Origin of the sequence: Mycetocola zhujimingii (genome assembly GCF_003065425.1) — a bacterium.
Taxonomy (GTDB): Bacteria; Actinomycetota; Actinomycetes; order Actinomycetales; family Microbacteriaceae; genus Mycetocola_A; species Mycetocola_A zhujimingii.
Genome location: NZ_CP026949.1, coordinates 814,164 through 834,937, shown reverse-complemented (window position 1 = coordinate 834,937; position 20,774 = coordinate 814,164). Strand labels below are relative to the sequence as shown.

General features: G+C 65.7%; 18 protein-coding genes. 7 read left to right on the top strand and 11 right to left on the bottom strand.

What is annotated here, in order from left to right; translation table 11 throughout:
• The 3 genes from C3E77_RS03845 to C3E77_RS03835 form a co-directional block, all read right to left on the bottom strand.
• Complete coding sequence (locus C3E77_RS03845) at positions 1 to 1,494, bottom strand: sensor histidine kinase (RefSeq protein WP_108390421.1); 1,494 nt, start codon at positions 1,492 to 1,494, stop codon at positions 1 to 3.
• A 138-nt stretch (positions 1,495 to 1,632) separates the two neighbouring features.
• Positions 1,633 to 2,877, bottom strand: coding sequence for a CpaE/TadZ family protein (locus tag C3E77_RS03840; RefSeq protein ID WP_108390420.1), 1,245 nt, complete (start codon positions 2,875 to 2,877; stop codon positions 1,633 to 1,635).
• 5 nt (positions 2,878 to 2,882) lie between these two features.
• Positions 2,883 to 3,509 (bottom strand): SAF domain-containing protein, encoded by a 627-nt coding sequence (locus C3E77_RS03835; protein WP_108390419.1) that lies wholly within the window; start codon positions 3,507 to 3,509, stop codon positions 2,883 to 2,885.
• A gap of 130 nt (positions 3,510 to 3,639) precedes the next feature.
• Here C3E77_RS03835 and C3E77_RS03830 point away from each other — a divergent pair, with 130 nt between their 5' ends.
• Positions 3,640 to 3,936: a helix-turn-helix domain-containing protein gene (locus C3E77_RS03830; RefSeq protein ID WP_108390418.1), complete on the top strand. Its 297-nt coding sequence runs from the start codon at positions 3,640 to 3,642 to the stop codon at positions 3,934 to 3,936.
• 60 nt (positions 3,937 to 3,996) lie between these two features.
• On the opposite strand, the gene C3E77_RS03825 is transcribed toward C3E77_RS03830, so the two are convergent.
• Complete coding sequence (locus tag C3E77_RS03825; protein WP_108390417.1) at positions 3,997 to 4,605, bottom strand: hypothetical protein; 609 nt, start codon at positions 4,603 to 4,605, stop codon at positions 3,997 to 3,999.
• 530 nt (positions 4,606 to 5,135) lie between these two features.
• On the opposite strand from C3E77_RS03825, the gene C3E77_RS15795 reads away from it, so the two are divergent.
• Positions 5,136 to 5,429, top strand: coding sequence for an Rv3235 family protein (locus tag C3E77_RS15795; RefSeq protein WP_418288060.1), 294 nt, complete (start codon positions 5,136 to 5,138; stop codon positions 5,427 to 5,429).
• 66 nt (positions 5,430 to 5,495) lie between these two features.
• Here C3E77_RS15795 and secA read toward each other — a convergent pair whose 3' ends face one another.
• The 6 genes from secA to mtrA form a co-directional block, all read right to left on the bottom strand.
• A complete protein-coding gene (gene secA / locus C3E77_RS03815) occupies positions 5,496 to 8,303 on the bottom strand; it encodes a preprotein translocase subunit SecA (RefSeq protein ID WP_108390416.1) in 2,808 nt (935 codons plus the stop codon).
• Between the two features lie 212 nt (positions 8,304 to 8,515).
• Positions 8,516 to 9,181 (bottom strand): ribosome hibernation-promoting factor, HPF/YfiA family, encoded by a 666-nt coding sequence (gene hpf, locus C3E77_RS03810; protein ID WP_108393022.1) that lies wholly within the window; start codon positions 9,179 to 9,181, stop codon positions 8,516 to 8,518.
• Positions 9,182 to 9,251: 70 nt separating this feature from the next.
• Entirely contained in the window at positions 9,252 to 9,998 is a 747-nt protein-coding gene (locus C3E77_RS03805; RefSeq protein WP_108390415.1) for a ComF family protein, read from the bottom strand.
• Positions 9,999 to 10,085: 87 nt separating this feature from the next.
• Complete coding sequence (locus tag C3E77_RS03800; protein WP_158270276.1) at positions 10,086 to 11,762, bottom strand: LpqB family beta-propeller domain-containing protein; 1,677 nt, start codon at positions 11,760 to 11,762, stop codon at positions 10,086 to 10,088.
• An 11-nt stretch (positions 11,763 to 11,773) separates the two neighbouring features.
• On the bottom strand, positions 11,774 to 13,375 hold the full coding sequence (mtrB, locus tag C3E77_RS03795) for an MtrAB system histidine kinase MtrB (RefSeq protein WP_234031283.1): 1,602 nt from the start codon (positions 13,373 to 13,375) through the stop codon (positions 11,774 to 11,776).
• A gap of 113 nt (positions 13,376 to 13,488) precedes the next feature.
• Entirely contained in the window at positions 13,489 to 14,172 is a 684-nt protein-coding gene (gene mtrA / locus C3E77_RS03790) for an MtrAB system response regulator MtrA (RefSeq protein ID WP_108390412.1), read from the bottom strand.
• A 188-nt stretch (positions 14,173 to 14,360) separates the two neighbouring features.
• Between mtrA and C3E77_RS03785 the strand changes: the two genes are divergently transcribed.
• The 5 genes from C3E77_RS03785 to C3E77_RS03765 all read left to right on the top strand — a co-directional run bounded on the left by C3E77_RS03785 (position 14,361) and on the right by C3E77_RS03765 (position 20,150).
• Positions 14,361 to 15,761: a DUF7847 domain-containing protein gene (locus C3E77_RS03785; protein ID WP_108390411.1), complete on the top strand. Its 1,401-nt coding sequence runs from the start codon at positions 14,361 to 14,363 to the stop codon at positions 15,759 to 15,761.
• Between the two features lie 11 nt (positions 15,762 to 15,772).
• Positions 15,773 to 16,456: a DUF4129 domain-containing protein gene (locus C3E77_RS03780; RefSeq protein WP_198410457.1), complete on the top strand. Its 684-nt coding sequence runs from the start codon at positions 15,773 to 15,775 to the stop codon at positions 16,454 to 16,456.
• Positions 16,453 to 17,688 carry a DUF4350 domain-containing protein gene (locus C3E77_RS03775; protein WP_108390410.1) on the top strand — a complete coding sequence of 412 codons (1,236 nt, stop codon included), beginning with the start codon at positions 16,453 to 16,455 and terminating at the stop codon, positions 17,686 to 17,688. Before C3E77_RS03780 ends, C3E77_RS03775 begins: the two co-directional genes overlap by 4 nt.
• Before the next feature lie 68 nt (positions 17,689 to 17,756).
• The gene (locus tag C3E77_RS03770) at positions 17,757 to 18,842 is read left to right on the top strand and encodes an AAA family ATPase (RefSeq protein WP_108390409.1); all 1,086 of its coding nucleotides are present in this window, start codon (positions 17,757 to 17,759) and stop codon (positions 18,840 to 18,842) included.
• A complete protein-coding gene (locus C3E77_RS03765) occupies positions 18,843 to 20,150 on the top strand; it encodes a DUF58 domain-containing protein (RefSeq protein ID WP_108390408.1) in 1,308 nt (435 codons plus the stop codon).
• On the opposite strand, the gene C3E77_RS03760 is transcribed toward C3E77_RS03765, so the two are convergent.
• A complete protein-coding gene (locus C3E77_RS03760) occupies positions 20,128 to 20,745 on the bottom strand; it encodes a TetR/AcrR family transcriptional regulator (protein ID WP_108390407.1) in 618 nt (205 codons plus the stop codon). The two genes, C3E77_RS03765 and C3E77_RS03760, sit on opposite strands and share 23 nt — an antisense overlap.
• Between the last annotated feature and the right edge of the window lie 29 nt (positions 20,746 to 20,774).

Sequence of the window (20,774 nt, the reverse complement as noted above, 5' to 3'; positions counted from 1 at the left end):
CTACGTGCGAGAGATCCAGCGAAGCGGCACCTCGATCGTGACCTCGGTTCCAGAGCCGACGACCGTGTGCCAGTCGATGGTCCCGCTGAGCTCGCCCTGGATGAGCGTACGGACGATCTGGGTGCCGAGACCCGAACCGACCTTGCCCTCCTGGAGCCCGACGCCGTTGTCGCGGACGAGCACAGTGAGTTCGTCTCCCGACCGGTCAGCGACGATCTCGACCTCTCCGTCGCGGCCCGCGAGTCCGTGTTCGACGGCATTCGTCACGAGCTCGGTGAGCGCCAGCGCGAGCGGCGTCGCGTACGCGCTGGGGAGCACCCCGAACTCACCGGTCTTGTGGGGATGCACCGTCGTGTTGTGACTTGACGCAACCTCGGCGATGAGCATGAGCACGCGCTCGAAGACCTCGTCGAAGTTGACGTCCTGGGTCAGTCCCTCCGACAGCGTGTCGTGAACGACGGCAATGGCAGCGACCCGCCTCATCGCCTGCGACAGTGCCTCGCGAGCCTCATCGTTGTGTGCACGCCGCGCCTGGATCCGAAGCAGGGATGCCACGGTCTGCAGGTTGTTCTTGACCCGGTGATGGATCTCGCGGATCGTGGCATCCTTCGTGATGAGTTCACGCTCCTGGTGACGAAGCTCGGACACATCGCGGCAAAGCACGATCGCCCCGGCTCGTTCGCCACGGTGACGAAGGGGAATCGCCCGAAGCGACACCGTCACTCCCCTGGCCTCGATGTCCGTGCGCCACGGCGCGCGACCGGTGACGACGAGAGGCAGGGATTCGTCGATGACCTGTTTGCTCGGCAAGATCTTGGTGGTCACTTCGGCGAGTGACTCCCCCTCGAGCTCCTCGGCGAATCCCATCCGGTTGAAGGCAGACAGGGCGTTCGGGCTCGCGAAGGTCGTGATCCCGTCGACGTCGAGACGGATCAGTCCGTCGGAGGCTCGGGGTGCACCCCTGCGGGGTCCGGTGGGGGCCGAGAGGTCGGGGAAGTCGCCGGTTGCGACCATTTCGAACAGGTCGTCAGCGCACTCGTTGAAGGTGAGCTCCTGCCGGCTCGGCGTGCGGGCCTCACCCAGGTTGGTGTGGCGCGTGAGAACCGCGATGGGGGTCGGTGAGTTTTCGGGCGAACTCGAGCTGAGGCGGCGCATGACCGGGACGGCACGGACCCGCGTCGGCGTTTCTTCGTACCAGTCAGGGGCTGTCGAGTCGGCGATGCGCGCGTTCTCGAACGCATCACTCACCTGTGCTCGCCACTGGGCCTTGATCGGCTGTCCGACAAAGTCGCGGTAGAACAGGGTTGCGGCGCTCGATGGACGATAGTGAGAGACAGAGATGAACCCACCGTCCCGATCAGGGACCCACAGCACGATATCGGCGAACGCCAGGTCCGCGAGCAACTGAGCATCGCCGACGAGCATGTGCAGCCAATCGACGTCGGCTTCGGTGGAGCGCCCCTGGGCGAGTACGAGGTCACTGAGCGTTGACATTCGTCCAGTCTATGGGTGCTGTCAGCCGGTGCGAGCCGGTATGAAGCCGGTGCAGGATGCCGTCACACCAGCCCCTGCGACAGCCAGCGCGCGCGGTCTGGCGCCGGGCCGGTTCCGTCGCGGCGCTGTCAGGCTCCGTCAGGCCTGGCTCACACGACCGATGCGTTGACGGGCGCGCGCTCCGCGGCGGGACCGGCGCGTGACCGGCTCTTCCGGCGGTGGCAGGATGCGGCTCGTGGTGAACCGGCGCAGTGCAGCGAGCGCCGACGACCTCGGACTCGCGTCGCGCAACGCCCTGCCGGCCAGCAGCGCGGCATCCGTCCCTTTCTCGTCGTGCGGGATGAGCACAGGGTCGTCGATACCGCCGAACCGTTGCAGCGTCGCCCTCACCTGGCCGGACGGATTCAGGCCAACCGATCCGCTTCGCACCTTGTTGATGACCGTCGTCACCGGGATGCCGATCGCCCGTTCGAGCAGGTCACCGTGAGCGCGGAGGTACCGCTGGAGCCCGATCGGATCGGCCGCTCCGACGGCAATGACTTCGTCGGCCGCGTCGATGCAGGTGAGCGTGGCTGCGTTGCGGCGCGGCGCAAAGAGATCCGTTGAGATCTCCTCGTCGTTCTCGAGACTGAATCCGGTATCGACGACGTAGTCAACCCACGCCCGACAGGCATCGAGCGTACGCCTGACCCGCTCCGCGCTGAGTTCAGGCCAGCGATAGGCGCGTGTGATCCCGGTGAGCACGCGAAGCGGTTCAGCGCCGATGGGGTAGCTCTGGCTGATCCGCTCCAGTTCGGCCACGCTGAGACCGTCTTTTCCCGCCAGACGGCACGCTGCCGCGAATCCCGGGGATTCGTCGAGGAGGCCAAGCGCTGGAGCAACGGAGGCAGCGTGGGTGTCGGCGTCGATCAGGACGACGGACCTGCCGGCCGCCGCGAGTTCGGCGGCGAGCGTGATGGCGACAGTTGTTCGGCCCGGAGCTCCGGCGGGGCCCCAGACCACGAGAACGCTCCCGCGCTCCCGGGTGCGAGCCACCGGCCGGTCGATCACTCTCCCGCGCACCAGGGCGTCGAAGTCATCGATGGGCGCGTCGCTCGACACCACCTCCAGGAGTTTCAGAACCCGGGCATGACGCACGTCACGATCGGATGCCGTCACCGCAACGATCCGGACGCCGTGCCCGTCGCACCACTCCAGCACGCGTGCGGTGAGCCTGTCGGGTGCCGCCGAGATGAGGAGAACGGCTGCGGTCGCCCCCTCGAGCACCGAAACCGGATCGGCGTGCTCGCCGACGCGGATCTCGACCCGGTGCCCGCGATCGAGGAGAGCGGGAAGCACCCGGTCTTCGGTGACACTGTCCAGGGCAACGATGATCGCGGCCATCACGGTCACCTGCCCGTCGCAGGGACAACCGAGATGGCGTCTCCCCCGGCGACGGCGGCGAGTACCGCGGCGACTTTGCCCTTCGGGACGAGGACTTCGACGTCCTGCCCGCCGGCCGCCACGAGTCCCTGCTGCTCGACCACCCTGACGACCGCGGCCCCCGCGACGAGAACGACGGGCGGAGCGAAGGTTCCGTCGTCTTCGACCTTCGCGATCCACACGTCGACGAGCGAACCCGCCTCCACCGACTCAGGCAGCATCGATGTCGAACCGACGACAAGCGCGCTCACCCCGACGCTGGCATCGGTGCCCACCGCAGACTGCGGCACGAGCTCGCCCTTGAGCACGGTCCGCAGCACGGTGAACCCTTCCTCCGGGATGCTTCCGTCTGTGACGTATCTCGCGTCTGCTTCTCCCAGGCGAACGGCCGCGACCGTGAGGTCACCGGGCTGGATGACGTCGCCGACATTCAGCGTCGTGCGTGCGAGGTAGACACCGGTTGAGCGATCAGCGGAAGAAACCACCACCCAGACCCCAACGATCGAACTGACGATCAGCACTATCCCCACGACGAATCGCGCGTCGAAACTCGCCCGTATTCGCCGGGAAACGGACGGAATGGACGCGTCCATGTGCCCTCCTGTCGCCTCACGATCGGAGGGCCTCGCCCCCGCGGACCTCCATGGTGCCAACTTTCCGGATGACGCGAGAAAGTTATCCACAAGAGGGCACGCGGGTGATCGACAGCCTCATAATCGACGTATGGATACGGTCTCGTCAGACTCCGTAGGCCGCTTCCTCACAGTTGCCGACGCCGCGGACATCCTCAACATCTCGACAGCTGAGGTGACAGAGCTGATCCGGACCGCTGAGCTGCCCGCCATCAGCATCGGTGCGCCAGGGAGATGGCGCATCGAACGCCCTGTGCTGGAGGCGTACATCGCAGCCAAGTACGAGGAAGCCAGGCGGATGAGCCTCTGGCAGGAATCGGACATCGCGAGTCTGCCCGAGATTGCGCGCGGCATGATCATCAAGCCGACCGGCGGCGACGACGACTGACACGGCCACCGGCTACCCGCTTCACTCGAACCGGGTACAGATCCGGGTCACAAATCCCGGTCACAGGCGAATGTAGGCGATCACCTCGAACGGAACGAGTCTCTGGTGCGCCACGTTCCGATCGCGGCGTGGTACCCCCTGCTCGTGCACCGCGAGATCGAAGTGGTCTCTCCCGACCCTGTCGATGGTGCCGGAATGACTCGCACCTGCACCACCCGCACAGTGGACCTCGACAAACGCCCTGCGTCGGCAGAGGTCACGGAGCGCGAAAGCCAGGCCAATTCGGTCGGTGAGCCGTGGCGCGCCATCCGTTGTCTCAGAAACATCGAGACTGCGCGAGACAGAGGTCTTCGGCACGATCACTCCGGCAATCGCGCCGACCGGAACCAGCACCGCACCGGCTGGCGTCCCCTGCCCGGCCAGGTCGGCGGAGAACCAGTCCCTCCCGAATGACTGCGGAAAGAGGACGAGCACGTCCCCCGTGACAAGCTCGATGGACAGCGGTTCACGCTCCCCGGCCTCCTGGCCGCTGAACGTTGACAGGCGTTCCCTCAGGGTCAGTCGACCCAGCCGATGCCGGTATTCCTCGGCGCGGAGGTCACCCTCGTCAGAGTGGAGCTCCTGCTCGAGCTGACTCTCGAGGTCATCGAAAAGGCTGTCCCAGCGCATTCTGGAAGGGTACCCACTTCGCGAGCGCCAACGTGAGTTATCCACAGATTCCGTGGCCGGACTTTACACGGATGACTCGAACCTGCGAAAGTACCGTCCGTAGCATCACCCTGTTGCCCGGGATGTTCCTGGCAACTGCTGACGCAGGTCTCGCGTGGACCCGAACACACGTCCTGTCACCGCTGCCGCCTCGCCCCGTTGGCGTCATCGCCGGCCTCACCGCCGGAAATCGTGCCTAATCAAGCACCGACAGTCACTCTACGGAGCCACGCATGAGCATTCCGTTCTCGGGCGAGCCATTTTCGCCATCACGGAACCAACCGAGTCGTGCCGCGCACGATGTGTCGAGCGAGCGACAGCCCGCCGGCGACCAGCGACAGCGGTCACCAGGCACACCCACAGGGCTCCGCGGTTCGCGCGGCTCTGCCGGTGACCATTTCGACGCCGATGGGTTCTTCGGCAGGCAGAAGACACCGACCGAGCTGCTCCCTCCACCGGAACCGCTACTGGAAAATCTCACACGATGCGTCATGGAGGTGCTGCGCGGAGCACGCGACATCGATCAACTCGGACGCTGGATCAGCGAGGATGTCTACAAGCATCTCCTCAAACGGCAGCTCATCTCCGCGAGGGCACGGCAGATCAAGGGAACACCAGCGACGAGGCCCGTCCTCGTCATTGGCAGGATCAGCACCAGTTCCCCGGCTGACGGCGTGATCGAGGCTGTCGTGATGGTCTACGAAAAGCCACGAGCGCGCGCGGTCGCCATCCGGCTCGAGGGCGTCGACCGGCGGTGGCGCGCGACATCTATCGGCATTCTCTAGGTGCGACACAAGCCCCGACACCAGAGGGTGCCGGGGCTTGTGTCGTGCTGCTCGCGTGTGCCGCTGCTACTTCTTCTTGCCCTGAGACCGGCGGTCGGCGCGGTTGCCGCCGACGGGTGGAGTGACCTGGCCCCTCTGACCGAACGCTCCACGCTCGGCTGTCGCGACCGGCGCTGCGGCCTCCGGCTGTGCTGTCCGGGCGGCTGTCGCCTGCCTGGCGCGAGCCGTTGCCGCCTTCTCCACCTGGCCCTTCTGGTTGCGGACCTCGACGTCACCGGTCTCGGTCGCGGCGGAGTAGCTGAGGTTCTCGTCCTCGTCGTCCGGCCGCGTGAGTCCCTTGGCCTCAACGGAGGTGACTTCCTCGCTCGCACCCTTGGTGACTTCGACCTCGAGGTTGAACAGGTAGCCGACGCTCTCTTCGCGAATCTGCCCCATCATCTGCTGGAACATGCTGAAGCCCTCGCGCTGGTACTCGACCAGGGGGTCGCGCTGGGCCATCGCGCGCAGGCCGATGCCGTCCTTGAGGTAGTCCATCTCGTACAGGTGATCGCGCCAGCGACGGTCGATGACCTGGAGCACAACGCGCCGCTCGAGTTCGCGCATCGCCGGTGAGCCGAGCTGTTCCTCACGCCGTGCGTAGGCGAGCTTGGCATCCGACAGGATCTCACGACGCATGAACTCGCGGTTGATCTTGCCCTTCTGTCCGGCCTCAGCGATAACCTCGTCGATGGTCAGGCTGATCGGGTACAGCGTCTTGAGGTCGACCCAGAGTGCGTCAAAGTCCCAGTCGTCCCCGTTGCCCTCGCCGACGTGCACATCGAGCACCTCAGTGATGACGTCTTCGAGGAACTTCTGCGTACGCTCGTGCAGGTCGTCGCCCTCGAGGATGTGGCGGCGGTCAGCGTAGATGGCCTCGCGCTGACGGTTGAGGACATCGTCGTACTTGAGCACGTTCTTGCGGATCTCGGCGTTGCGCGCCTCGACCTGTGACTGTGCGCTCCGGATCGCGCGGCTGACGACCTTGGACTCGATGGCCATGTCGTCGGGAACCCCGCCGCGGCCCATGAGGGCCTCAGCGGCGCCGGAGTTGAACAGGCGCATCAGGTCATCAGTGAGCGACAGGTAGAACCTGCTCTCGCCCGGGTCGCCCTGACGGCCCGACCGGCCCCTGAGCTGGTTGTCGATACGGCGGGACTCGTGACGCTCGGTGCCGAGCACATAGAGCCCGCCGGCCTCGATGACCTTGTCCGCTTCCTCCTGGACCTTTTGCTTGACGGCGGTGAACACGTCATCCCAGGCCGCCTCGTACTCCTCAGGAGTATCGCTCGGGCTGAGACCCTTCTGGTTCATCTCCTGAACAGCAAGGAACTCGGCGTTTCCACCGAGCATGATGTCGGTTCCACGACCGGCCATGTTCGTCGCGACGGTCACCGAGCCGAGCCGGCCGGCCTGGGCGACGATGGCGGCCTCTCGCGCGTGGTTCTTCGCGTTGAGAACTTCGTGCCTGATGCCCTTCTTCGCGAGCAGGCGAGAGAGGTATTCGCTCTTCTCGACGCTGGTCGTTCCGACGAGGACGGGCTGGCCCTTCTCGTGGCGCTCGGCGATGTCTTCCACGACCTGCGCGAACTTCGTCTCCTCGTTTTTGTACACGAGGTCCGGCTGGTCGATCCGGCGCATGGGCTTGTTCGGCGGAATCGGAACGACGCCCAGCTTGTAGGTCGAGACGAACTCAGCGGCCTCGGTCTCGGCGGTACCGGTCATGCCGGAGAGCTTCGAGTACAGGCGGAAGTAGTTCTGCAGCGTGACCGTTGCCAGGGTCTGGTTCTCGGCCTTGACCTGAACGCCCTCTTTCGCCTCGATCGCCTGGTGGATTCCCTCGTTGTAACGGCGGCCCATGAGAATGCGGCCGGTGTGCTCATCGACGATCATGACTTCGCCGTTCATGACGACGTAATCCTTGTCCTTCTTGAACAGCGCGTTCGCCTTGAGCGAGTTGTTGAGGAACGAAATCAGTGGCGTGTTTGCGGACTCGTAGAGGTTGTCGATGCCGAGGTAGTCCTCGACCTTTTCGATGCCTGGTTCGAGCACACCGACGGTGCGCTTCTTTTCGTCGACCTCGTAGTCCTCGCCCTCGACGAGGATCTTGGCCAGCCGCGCAAACTCGTTGAACCAGCGATTCGCTTCGCCTGACGATGGACCGGAGATGATGAGCGGCGTCCGCGCCTCGTCGATGAGGATCGAGTCCACCTCGTCGACAATGGCGAAGTAGTGACCACGCTGAACGAGGTCCTTCGACTGCCACGCCATATTGTCGCGGAGGTAGTCGAAGCCAAACTCGTTGTTTGTTCCGTAGGTCACGTCGCAGAGATACTGCTCACGCCGCTCGGCGGGGGTCTGCCCGGCGACGATGACACCGGTGGTCATGCCGAGGGCACGGAACACCCGGCCCATGAGCTCAGACTGGTAGGTCGCGAGGTAATCGTTCACCGTGACGATGTGAACACCCTTGCCCGCAATGGCGTTCAGGTACGCGGGGAGCGTGGCGACGAGCGTCTTGCCCTCACCGGTCTTCATCTCGGCGATGTTGCCGAGGTGAAGAGCCGCTCCACCCATGATCTGCACGTCGAAGTGCCTCAGGCCGATGGTCCGCTTTCCCGCCTCGCGCACGGCGGCGAACGCCTCGGGAAGCAGGTCGTCGAGGGTTTCACCCTTGTCGAACCGGGCGCGCAGCTCGGTCGTTTCATTACGAAGTTCCTCATCGGTGAGGTCCGCGAAGTTCGGCTCGAGCGAGTTAACAGCTTTGGTCAGGTTTTCGAGCTTCTTGAGGATCCGGCCCTCGCCAACGCGAAGAACCCTCTCTAGTACTGAGGCCACGAATTGCACTCCACTTTTATCTAGGGCACGCGAGTATCGCGCCACCGTGCCGTGTGCACGGTAATCAACGTCAGTCGACAACGGTAACCATGTTAGCGTCCAGTCCGGTGAGAGCGCCCTGATAAGAGCGGCCAAAACACCGCAAACTCATGAGCGGGTGCCGGATCGCTCCGACACCCGCTCGTGACATGCCTCATGGCATCCGTTGCCGGTTATGCCCGCTTCTTCGATTCGGCCGCCTCGTCATCGAGACCGATGACTCCGTAGTCCCAGCCCTTGCGCCGGTACACAACGCTCGGCCTGTCGTTTTTCGCGTCGACGAAGAGGAAGAACGGATGCCCGACCAGCTCCATCCTGTCGACCGCCTCGTCGACGGTCATGAATTCGGCCGGGAACACTTTTTCGCGAATGACCACAGGCGAGTACTCCTCCTCAGATTCGCTGTCGGTGTCATCCACCGTGGTCAGGACTCCTGTCGCGACCCGCTCGATGACCTCGGGGTCAGCGGGCTGGAGGTCGATGCCGCTGAAGCCCTCCGCGCTCGCGGTTGACAACGACGTTCGCCGTTTCCCTCGCAGCACTTTCTTCCGGTCCTTGGCCCGGCGCACCTGTTCGAGTAACTTTCCCATTGCCAGATCAAAGGCAACGTACTTGTCTGAGCCCGACGCCTCAGCCCTCACGAGCGGGCCTGGACCGATGAGCATCAGCTCAACCCGGTCGTCTCCGGCCTTGCCACTCTTGTCATGGTGACGGCTGACCTTGACCTCGAATGCGAGGGCACGGTCTGACAGGTGGGCCACTTTCTCTGATTTTTCCTCGACGTAATCGCGGAAGCGATCAGTGAGTCCCAGGCCTTGTCCGACAATGTTAATTTCCACGTCAACCTCCCAGATCTGCGCGAACCGCCGCATAATCATGGGCGGTCCTTTCGCGCCTTTAGACCCAACGCTAGTCCGCGCCGGGTAAGAAGTCACTCGGCAAACTGTGTGGTTGGCGCGTTGCTAAGATTCGCAGCGGCGTTGCCGCGATGACCACAGCCCCGACAGTTCGTGCACCGGCGGAGTCGAGTGCCCGGCGTGCTTCCCTGAGCGTTGCACCCGTCGTGACGACATCGTCGACGACGAGGAAACTCCCTCCCGCGACCCGTTCTGAGGCCAGAAGGGACCCTCCAAGATTGCGCTGCCGACCGGCTCGACCGAGGCCGACCTGGTCGTGGGGCTGTCGAACCAGCCTGAGCGGATGTTCCGCTGCAAGTCCTCCCTTTCTGAGCACCCTGTCCACCGGCCGGTATCCCCGTCGCCGGTAGGCGGCCCTGCTGGACGGCAGGGTGGCGAGCCTCAGGTCAGTGACAGTGCCGACACGCTGCGGAAGTTCGGCAAGAGCTGCATCCAACGCCCGCCTGAACACGTGGGAGAGCGCAACTGCGACGTCTGTTCGCTGGTCGTTCTTGAGCGCGAGAATCGCGCGCCTCACCACACCGTCGTATTCGGCGCCGGCCCACACCGGGAACGCATCCACGATGTCAGGCACCACCGGCGGCTCGCCGATGCGGGAAACACACGCGGGGCAGAGCGCACTGTCGGGCTCACCGCATGCGACACACGCGACAGGCAGGAGAAGTCCGATCGCTTCGCGAAAGGCCGCGCGCACAGCGGCCGCGCCTGCCCCTGAGCCTGCGTGCCCGCTGTGATTCATCCGACGAGCATGCCCCGGTCTGCCGCTGACTGACAGGGCAGCGGCGGAGACGTGGAGAGCGTGAGCGTTGGGGCGAGCGGGTGAGGACTAGCCCGGGCTGCCCAGCTGGGTGGCGAGGAAGAAAACACCCTTGGACGTCGTCTGCCAGACCGATGTTCGAAGCACCTGGACGCTTCCGGTCGAGGAGAGGGCGCGGAGCTGCCGTGCCGTGTTGCCACCGACGATCTGCACGGCGTCGTCGACCGTGGCGAGCGTTCCAGACTCCCCGCCGATCACCTGGGTCACGACTTCGCCCCTCCCGTCAGACGCTCCGACGAGCGACGCGACAGTGACGTCGTCAACCCAGGTCGCCGACAGTCCGACCCCGGCGCCGACCGCGAACCCGAGGGGCTCACCGAGGCTGACCGGTGTGCCGTCAGCGGAACGCGTGATTCCGGCGACGAGCAGGCGAGGCAGGCCCACCGTGTGAACGAGCGCGAGTACCCGCGTTCCATCACGCGACACCTGAATCGACTGGATGCTCGACGCGTCAGGCCAGCTGGATGCGATCGAGGACTGTGACCCGTCGGCCCTGGCCGCGAGCAGCGCTCCCGGCTCGTCCTCTGGCACGGTCCAGAGGAACCCGAACCTGTCAAGTGACGGCGCGATCAACCCGGGACGAGCGTCTACTCTCAGTCCGGTTTCCTGCGACTGGCGCACGGCATACACGCCGTCTGCATTGAGCACCGCGGCGAGCGAGTAGTTCTGGTTGACCACGGCTGCTGTCGCCCCGAGGGCTTCGATCTGCGGGCTGAGTCCCGGGATCTGCTCGACGGTTCCTCCCCCGAGGAACCCGAAACCCTCCTCGGTCAGCGCGAGCGCGCGCGGGTCGACGCGAGTCGCGGCGAGCGTGAGAGCCGGGATGTTCTGCACGTTTCCGTCAACCGCGATACTCACCGACGTGATGGTGGAAACGCCGGAGAGGCTCGCAGACAGCTGGGCCTGCATCCGCTGCAGCGTGACCTCGTCGGCGTCAAACGCATCGCTGGTGAGGTCGACCTGCGCCACGTCGTTCACAACGGGCACCGCATTGCTGGTCAGCTTGATCCCTTCGGGGAAGGCGGAACTGACGGCACCGTTCAGCCATTCGCTCGGCCCGGCAAGGAGGGCAGCGACGATCTGTGTTCCGGTAGATGCCCGCGACGGGAACCAGCGCAGGTCCGGCACGAGGTGCGTCCAGGTCGGGTCGAAGAAGCTCAGCGAATACGGGTTGAACACCTCGCTGAACTTCTGCTCGTCGAGCACGACGCCATCCGGCGCCGAGTTGATCCGCCACTGACCGTCGATCTGTACGAGTGAGTACACACTGCTTGTGGTTTCCGGGTCAGTGAACTCCGTGAACTCTCCCGCCTCGTCGACGGATGCCACAGGCTCAAGAGTCACCAGCATGTTCAGCTCATCGACCGGAGCGAAGACGCGCTGGTTGGCGAGGTCCACCAGGACGCTCGCATCGGGGTTCCACTCGGACCGGATGGACGGCGAGAGGTATTCGCGCGCCGTGGCGTAGTCGTCGCGCGGGCTGGAGGCGGCGTCGATGAAGCCGCGGACGATCTGCTCCTGGGTCGCGTCTTTCTCGGGTCCGACAGCGAGGAACTCGACCTCGGGATCTCCGTCGGCAGGCACGACCTGTCCGATTTGCGGAGCGCCGGACTGTGGGATGCCCGCGCAGCCGGAGAGCAGCGCGGCGAGAGAGAGCGCCAGTGCCGCCGCGAGCCTCGTACCCAACCGCCCGCTCCTCATGACCGCTCCCCTGGAGCCGTGTCATCGGCATCCGTCGTCGGCAGTGTATTCACGGGGACAGGACCTTCGGCGTCATCGGGCGGGAGCGGGAGGGGCGAGACGGTGAAGCTGCCACCACTCACCCTTGGCAGGGTCAGGCGGAAGCAGGATCCCTTGCCAACGCGCGACCACAGGTCAAGGGTACCGCCGTGAAGCTGAGCATCTTCGAGAGCGATAGCGAGGCCGAGGCCCGTTCCGCCGATCGTCCGTTTGCGGGAGGGGTCTGCGCGCCAGAACCGGTCAAAGACGCGTTCGGCCTCCGCCTCGGTCATCCCGAGCCCGTAGTCGCGTACCGTGAGCGCAACGGCTCGCTCGTTGCTGTCGACGGTGACGATGATCGGGCGCCCCTCACCGTGTTCGATGGCGTTGCCGAGCAGGTTGCGGACGACTCTCCGGATGCGCCGCGGGTCCATTTCGACGGGCGAATATCCGCCGGGAGCGACGAGACGGATCTCCGACCCTTTTTGCTCGGCGAGCGTGGCAACGCCATCGATCGAATCTTCGGCGAGATGCACGAGGCTGGATGGTTCGATTTCCAGTTGCACGGAACCGGCGTCGTACCTCGAGATCTCGAGCAGGTCGGCGAGAAGAATCTCGAACCTCTGGGTCTGGGTGTGCAGCAGCTCGGTGGTGCGGGCCATAGCGGGAGGGAAGGTTTCGCGCTGGTCGTACAGCACGTCTCCAGCGAGGCGGATCGTTGTCAGCGGCGTTCGAAGCTCGTGCGAGACGTCGGAGACGAATCGCTGCTGCACCTGCGACAGGTCAGCGAGTTCCTTGATCTGGAGCTGGAGGCTGTCCGCCATCGCGTTGAATGACTGGGCGAGCGTGGCCAGTTCGTCCTCGCCCCTCTCCGGGATGCGGACTTCGAGCTCTCCCGCTGCGAGCTGCTGGCTGGTCTCAGCCGCGACCCGGATCGGGTTGGCCACCAGCCGAACGACAACCCACACCACCGACCCGAGCAGCAGCAACTGCGCGAGTCCACCGATGATCAGGGTGCGCTGGACAAAGAGCAGCGTCTCTTCGGTGTCGCTGAGGTTGTATCCGATATAGATTTCGTACCTGCTGCCCTCCGGCAGAGTGATCTCGGTGCCGACGACGATTCCCGGCGCCGTCCCACCGTCGGACGTCGGGAGCGACACTGACTGCCACCACTGTTCGTCGGGGTTCTTCTGCACGCTCGCCCTGAGCGCGTCGCTGATGACGCCGTTCAGCTGCGGGCTCTCGAAATCCTGCGGGGCCGCTGCGCTCGCCTGCTGGCCGGGGGTCCGGTAACCGGCGATGAGCGTCGAGCTCGACGTCCTGGCGATCTCGGTGCGTGCCGCGCTCATCAGTTCCTGGATGCCGGCACGGTCCTGGTCGCTCGACGAATCGAGGATGTTCTGAGCCGCTGTCGTCGCGCGGAAGGAGTCCTGCTGGACCTGGTCGACACGGGAGGAAAAGAGGTCGTTGCCGATGGAGAGCGACATGTACACGCTGGAGATCAGCACCGCAGCCAGGGAGAGACCGAGCGTCACAATGACCGTGCGGAACTGCAGCGATCGACGCCACGACCTTGCCACCCGCGATGGCCAGGTTCTCCAATTGGCGAACCTGGCACCTGCGACACCGGTGTTCACTCCCGAATGGCCCTGGCCCTGCTCGTCAGTTTCCCGGCTGAACACCATGAAGCGCTCTAGACGGCACCGGAGCCGGCGCGATAGCCGACGCCGCGAACAGTCATGACGATGCGTGGGTTATCCGGATCGAACTCGACCTTTGCCCTGAGCCTCTGGACGTGCACATTGACGAGGCGGGTGTCGGCCTTGTAGTGATAGCCCCACACCTGCTCGAGAAGCATCTCGCGGGTGAAGACCTGTTGCGGCTTGGATGCCAGTGTGAGCAGCAGGTCGAACTCGAGGGGGGTGAGGTTGATGGGCACATCGCCGCGGCGCACTTCGTGTCCGGCGACGTCGACGACGAGGTCACCGATCTGCAGGGTGTCCTGCGCCTGCTGGGGGGTCGGCCTGAGACGGGTCCGGATTCGAGCGACGAGTTCTTTGGGGTTGAACGGCTTCACCATGTAGTCGTCAGCGCCGGACTCCAGTCCCTTGACCACATCGGCGGTGTCGGTTTTCGCCGTCAGCATGATGATCGGCACGCCGGATTCAGAGCGGATGCGGGTACATACCTCGATGCCGTCGATGCCGGGAAGCATCAGGTCAAGAAGCACAAGGTCGGGCTTGACCTCGTGGAAAGCGGCAACGGCGCCACTGCCGTCGGCGCAGAAGTGGGGCTCAAACCCTTCGGTTCGCAGCACAATGCCGATCATCTCGGCCAGTGCTGTGTCGTCGTCGACAACCAGGATCCGTGCGTTCATACGCCTCGTTCTCGTTTCTTCGGCTGACGCGGGGGGACGACAGCCATGGGTACTCGAACAGATTACTGGCTCCGGCCGGGGACTTTGCGTTTTGCACGGATTTCGGCCGATCGGAGTATGGTTCGCGGCGCGCCGATCAGATGTGCCACGATGAGCACGGCATGTTTTCGCGACGGAGGGGCCGCTGAGTGACTAACGACCAGAATTGGCAAGCGCCGGGGCAGCCTGAGGAGCCTCCACGCTACGGCGAGCGGGTCACTCCGCCTCCCGCCGAGCAACAGCCGGCGCCCCCATACGGCCAGCCCCAGCAGCCCGCGCAGCCGCAGCAGCCAGCCGCGCCAAACGGGTACAACCCCAATGCTCACAACCCCAATGGTTACGATCCCAACGGATACCCTCCAAACGGCTCTGGCCAGGGCAATCAGTACGGCCAGTCGCCCTACGGCCAGAACCCATACGGCCAGGCGCCGGCCCAGCCGGGGTACGGCCAGAATCCGTACGGTGCACCGCAGTTCGCGCAGCCCGGGTGGACCCCTCCCCCCAAACCGGGGCTGATCCCGCTTCGCCCCCTGGGATTCGGCACCCTGCTCTCCGCGCCGTTCCTTGCCCTCAAGCGCAACCCGAAGGCAACGTTCGGCAGCGCGCTCCTCGTGCAGGCCGTCACCGTCATCATCAGCCTTCTCGTCATCGGCGTGATCACCTTCTTCTTCATCTCGCGCATCACCGCCGCTGCGCCCGAGGACCAGGATGCTGTCGCCGCTGGCGGGATTGCCGGCATCATCATCGGTTCCCTCGTCCCGTTCCTCATCACCCTCGTCGGAACAGTGTTCCTTCAGGGCGTAATTGTCACCGAGGTCGCGCGCGCAACCCTCGGCGAGAAGCTCACGCTCAAGGCCGTGTGGAAGGCAACCTGGCCCCGCCTTGGCAGCCTGTTGCTCTGGGTCCTCGTCGCAACCGGAGCGGTCCTGGCCGTCGTCGCTGTCATCGTCGGGATCGTCTGGCTCCTCGTCGTCCTCGGCGGCGGGTTCGTCGCAGCCGGCATCATCCTCGCGATCCTCGCCGCTATTGCCCTCGTCGTTGTCGGGGTGTGGGTGAGCATCAAGCTGTCGATAGTTCCGAGCATCATCGTGCTCGAGCGGGCGACGATGGTCGCCGCGATCCGGCGGTCCTGGCGCCTCACCGACGGCTACTTCTGGCGTACCCTCGGCGTGCAGTACCTCATCGCCTTCATCGTCGGCACCGTGTCGCAGATCGTCATCAGCCCGATCAGCTTCCTCTACATCATGGCCGTCTCGGCGATCGACCCGACCGGCACGTCGGCGGAGAGCTGGATCGGTCCGATCCTGCTCTACGTGGTCATGATCGTCCTCTCGCTCCTGATCGGTTCGATCACCTCTGTCGTCTCGTCTGCGGCGATCGCCCTCATCTATGTCGACCTTCGGATGCGCAAGGAAGGGCTCGATCTCGAGCTCATCCGGTTCGTCGAGGCGCGGCAGACGGGCGATCACACGGTCGAAGACCCCTATCTCGTCGGCACAAACCCGCCCCAGGCGCAGGCAGGGACCGGTTCGGGATCGCCGTGGGCCTAGGCGGGCTCACGGTGGCCGCGGGCCGGTTCGCCGAGATCCCGCATCTGACGGCTGATGTGCCCGTCGATCCGTCAGCGCCCGAGGCACGGGACTGGCTCATCGAAGAGTTGAGCAAACCTGAGTATGCGGCGGCGCAACCCAACCTCTTCGACCGGCTCTCGCAACAGTTTTTCGACTGGCTCGGGCGCCTGTTCCAGCCCGGAGAGTCAGTACCGACCGACTGGGTCCCTGTCGCCATCGTCGCCGCCGTCATTCTCGCGATCGTCGTTGCCCTCCTGGTCTGGGGCGTCCCGCGACTCAACCGCAGAAGCACAGCGTTGAGCGGCCTGTTCGGTGACGATGACACCCGATCTGCCGACGAATTGCGGGAGGCGTCGGACCGGTCAGCTGCGGCAGGCGACTGGACGGCCGCCATCCGGGACCGGTTCAGGGCCATCGCCAGGAGCCTCACCGAGCGCACCGTGGTCTTCGTCTCACCCGGCACAACAGCACACGACTTCGCCGAGCGAGCCGCCGACGCCTTTCCCGACGCGCGCCTCCGGCTCGCCGACGCCGCACGGATGTTTGACGGCGTCCGTTATCTCGGCGCGGAGGGCACCGCGGAAGAGTACCGGCACCTCGCGGCACTCGACGACGAACTCGACGCGCGCACGCCGGCCCGGCTTGAGGCCGTCAGCGAGGAGAGCCACGCGTGACGGCCAACGACCTGAAGGAGCGCACAGCGCACGCCGCGGCATCCGTCGGCGATCAGGTGACGACGCCCCTCGCCCGCACAGTGCTCAGGCGCTCGGTGTTCTGGATCGGGGTCGCCCTGGTTTCGGCCGTCGTCGTCGCCACGCTCATGCTCACGCGGGGCGGCACATCGAGTGGAATCGAACTCGACCCGGCGAACGCGGCGCCAACCGGGGCGAAAGCCACCGCCGAGGTCCTGCGAAGCCAGGGTGTCGACGTGCTGCTTCCGGAGTCGTTCGGTGAGGCGATAGCGGAGTCCGACCAGGCCGGCACCACCCTCGCCGTCTTCGACCCGTCCGGTTACCTCTCCGACGCGCGGCTGTTCGATCTCGTCAGCACCGCGGATTCGGTAGTGATGCTCGGCCCCACCTTCACCCAGCTCCAGTCGGTCTCTCCCGGCGTGTTCGCCGCGGGCGTGAGCGACGAGTCGATCGCGTTGACGGCGGAGTGTGACGTTCCCGCGGCCGAACGGGCGGGGAGCATCAGTGCCGGCGCCACGTTCCGGATCACCGGCGAATCGGATGCCGTCGGCTGCTTCCCCGCCGACACCGACGGTTTCGGCGTGGTCCAGTTGCCGACCGAGAACGGAACGCTGACCCTCGTTGGACCTGTCGACCTGCTCAGCAATGACAGGGTGATCGAGAACGGCAATGCCGCCCTCGCGCTCGGGTTGCTCGGCGAGACCGAGCGGCTCGTCTGGTACCTGCCCACTATTGCCGACGTCGAAACATCCGGCCCGCCCAATATCGCCGAACTGACCCCGATCTGGCTCGTTCCCACCACGTCTCTCCTCGCGATCACGGCGCTGGTCGCCATGTTCTGGCGCGGGCGCCGGTTCGGTCCGCTCGTCGCTGAGGACCTCCCTGTGACGGTGCCCGCCGGTGAAACGCTCGAGGGCAGGGCGCGGCTGTACCAGCGCGTGTCTGCACGGACGCGCGCGGTCGATGCGCTGAGGATGGGTGCAACGGCGCGCCTCGGCGGGGTACTCGGCCTCTCCAGGCACGCGACGGTGTACGAGGTGGCGGATGCCGCTGCGACGCTGCTCTCGCGTCCTCGCGACCAGGTCCGCGGCATCCTCGTCGACACCGTGCCGACCTCGGAGCGTGACGTTGTCGCGATCTCCGATGCTCTTGCTGAACTCGAGCGGGCAACGGCTGCCGCCGTGAGCCCGCGACCACCCGCCCGCCCGTCGTAACGTGGAGGCGGCGATCGTGCCGCCGCCATTCCGACAGATCCCCACTCGAAACCGGAAGCAGAACTCAGATGTCACAGCAGCAGCCAGTCGAGGGCCACCAGTACCCGCAGCAGCCCCGCATCGAGCACGAGGGTGCTCCGGTGCCACCGAACCCGTATCCCCTCGCGGGCGACGGCACGCCGACGCAGGGCGAGCCGGCGCGGGTCGCCGAGCTCAGGGAGAAACTCGTTCAGGTGCGGCGCGAGGTCGCCAAGAGCGTTGTCGGGCAGGAGGCGGCGGTTACCGGTCTCATCATCGCGCTGCTGGCGAAGGGCCATGTTCTGCTCGAAGGCGTCCCTGGCGTCGCGAAAACGCTGCTCGTCCGCACGGTGAGTTCCGCGCTCGACCTCGACACGAAGCGCGTGCAGTTCACGCCGGACCTGATGCCAGGTGACGTTACAGGATCACTCATCTACGACGCGAAGGGCGGCGAGTTCGAGTTCCGCCGCGGCCCCGTCTTCACGAACATCCTCCTCGCTGACGAGATCAACAGGACTCCCCCGAAAACCCAGTCATCGCTGCTCGAGTCGATGGAAGAGCGCCAGGTGAGCGTCGACGGGGTCACCCAGCCGCTCCCCACCCCGTTCATGGTCGCCGCCACCATGAACCCGATCGAGTACGAGGGCACCTACACGCTGCCGGAGGCCCAGCTCGACAGGTTCCTGCTGAAACTCGTCCTCGACATCCCCGAGCGCGAACTCGAGGTCGAGGTTCTTCGCCGACACGCCGCCGGTTTCAACCCGCGCGACCTCTCCGCCGCCGGCGTCACCGCCGTGCTCGGCGCCGACGATCTCGCCGATGCCCAGCGTGCCGCTGCTGCCACCGGGGTGTCTGCCGACGTGCTCGGCTACGTCGTCGACCTCGCACGGGCGACCCGGCAGAGTCCGAGCGTGCGGATGGGCGTGAGCCCCCGTGGAACAACGGCGCTGCTCGCTGCGGCGAAGGCATGGGCCTGGCTCAGCGGTTATCCCTCGGTCACCCCCGACCACGTGCAGGCCATGGTGCTTCCGGTCTGGCGGCACCGGCTCCAGCTCCGGCCGGAGGCAGAGCTCGAGGGTGTCGCATCCGACGCCATCCTGCGCTCGATCCTCACGCAGGTGCAGGTCCCGATCTAAATGACCATCTCGGGGAGGTTCGTCGCGCTCGTCGCACTGGGCGTCGTTCCGGTGATCGTGCTCGGCTCGATTACCGGCGAACCGGGTGTGGTGCTCGGGCTGTGGCTGGTGTTCTGCCTGCTCGCGGCCGTCATCGATCTCGTGCTCGCGGCATCCCCCCGCCAGGTTTCGACCTCGAGGTCCCTGCCCTCACGCACCCGCCTGGGCGAGAGCGTCACGAGTGAGCTCTACCTCACGAACCGGGGCCGACGTACGCTCAGGGCCACGGTGCGGGATGCCTGGCAGCCGTCAGCGGGACCCGCGACGAACCGCGCGAAGGTCACCATTCCCCCCGGCGAACGGCGGCTCATCACGGTGCAACTCACCCCTTCGCGTCGCGGAGAACGACGGGTCGAGCAGGTCACCGTGCGTTCGCGGGGACCCCTGGGGCTTGCGGCCCGCCAGGCGACACTTTCCTCGCCCGGCCGGATTCGCGTGCTCCCGCCGTTCCATGCCCGCAAGCACCTCCCATCGCGGCTGGCGCGACTGCGTGAACTCGACGGTGCGACGAGCGTCATGGTCCGCGGCCAGGGAACCGAGTTCGATTCGCTGCGCGAGTATGTGCGCGGTGACGATGTGCGATCGATCGACTGGCGCGCTACGGCTCGAAGGCGCGATGTCGTTGTGCGCACGTGGCGACCCGAACGCGACCGGCGCGTGGTGATCGTTCTCGACACCGGCAGGACCTCGGCGGTGCGGGTGGCCGACGAGCCGCGAATCGACACGGCATTCGAAGCCTCACTGCTGCTCGCGGCACTCGCCACCCGGGCGGGTGACCGGGTCGACTTCGTCGCGTACGACAGGCGCGTCCGCGGGCGCGTGCAGGGGGCGACAGGGGCCGACCTCCTGTCGAAGCTCGTCGACACCATGGCGGGGATCGATCCCGAGCTGCTCGAAATGGACTGGAAGGCGGTGCCAGGCCAGGTGCGCACCATCACCACCCAGCGCTCCCTCGTCGTTCTTCTGACCTCGATCGATGCGCCGGGGGCGTCGACGGGGCTGCTCTCGGTTCTGCCACAGTTAACGGCGCGCCACACGGTCGTCGTGGCATCCGTCACCGATCCCTTTGCGCTCGAAGCGAGCCAAACCAGGGGCAACCGCGACGAGATCTATCTGGCTGCGGCAGCCGAGCGGGCTCTTCTCGACGTCGCGCGTGTGTCTGCTGCCGTGCGCCAGCTTGGCGCCGAGGTGGTGACGGCCTCCCCCGAGGAGCTGCCGCCGGCCCTCGCTGACCGGTACATCGCGCTCAAGGCTGCTGGGCGGCTGTAACGTCCACCTGGCGCGGTTCCAGCAGTGCCCGAGCCACATCGCGGGCGAGTTCGAACGGGCTGCCGAACGTTCCCATACCGATGGTGACGATCGCCCCTTCGTAGAGGAGCATGAGCTTCTGCGCCATACGGTCTGGGTCAGGAACTCGCGCGTCGCGGCACAGCTCGGTGAACAACCCGAGCTGCCAGACTTTCTCCCCGGACACCTCGGGGAACACCGCCCCACCCTGGCTGTCATCGAGTTCTGCGCGCGCGTTGATCGCGCTGCATCCCTTGGGGCTGTTCGCGGTAGACCAGGAGATTGCTGCGTCGAAGACGCCGAGAACACGCTCGATTCCTGGCTCAGGCGTACACGCAAGACAGGCAGCGAGGTGCTCTCGCCAGCGGGCATCCCTGTGCTGGAGATACGACACCACGAGCGCCTCTTTCGACCCGAACCTGTCGTACAGCGTCTTTTTCGTCACACCGGCTGCCGCGGCGATCGTGTCAACGCCGACGGCATGGATGCCGCGCTCATAGAACAGATCAGACGCAGCGTCAAGAATCCGGCGCGCGGCCGGCGTCAGCGAGGGTTGTTCCATCAGCGTGACCGTCATGCGGCTTACTATACCGTCCTGTATAGTCG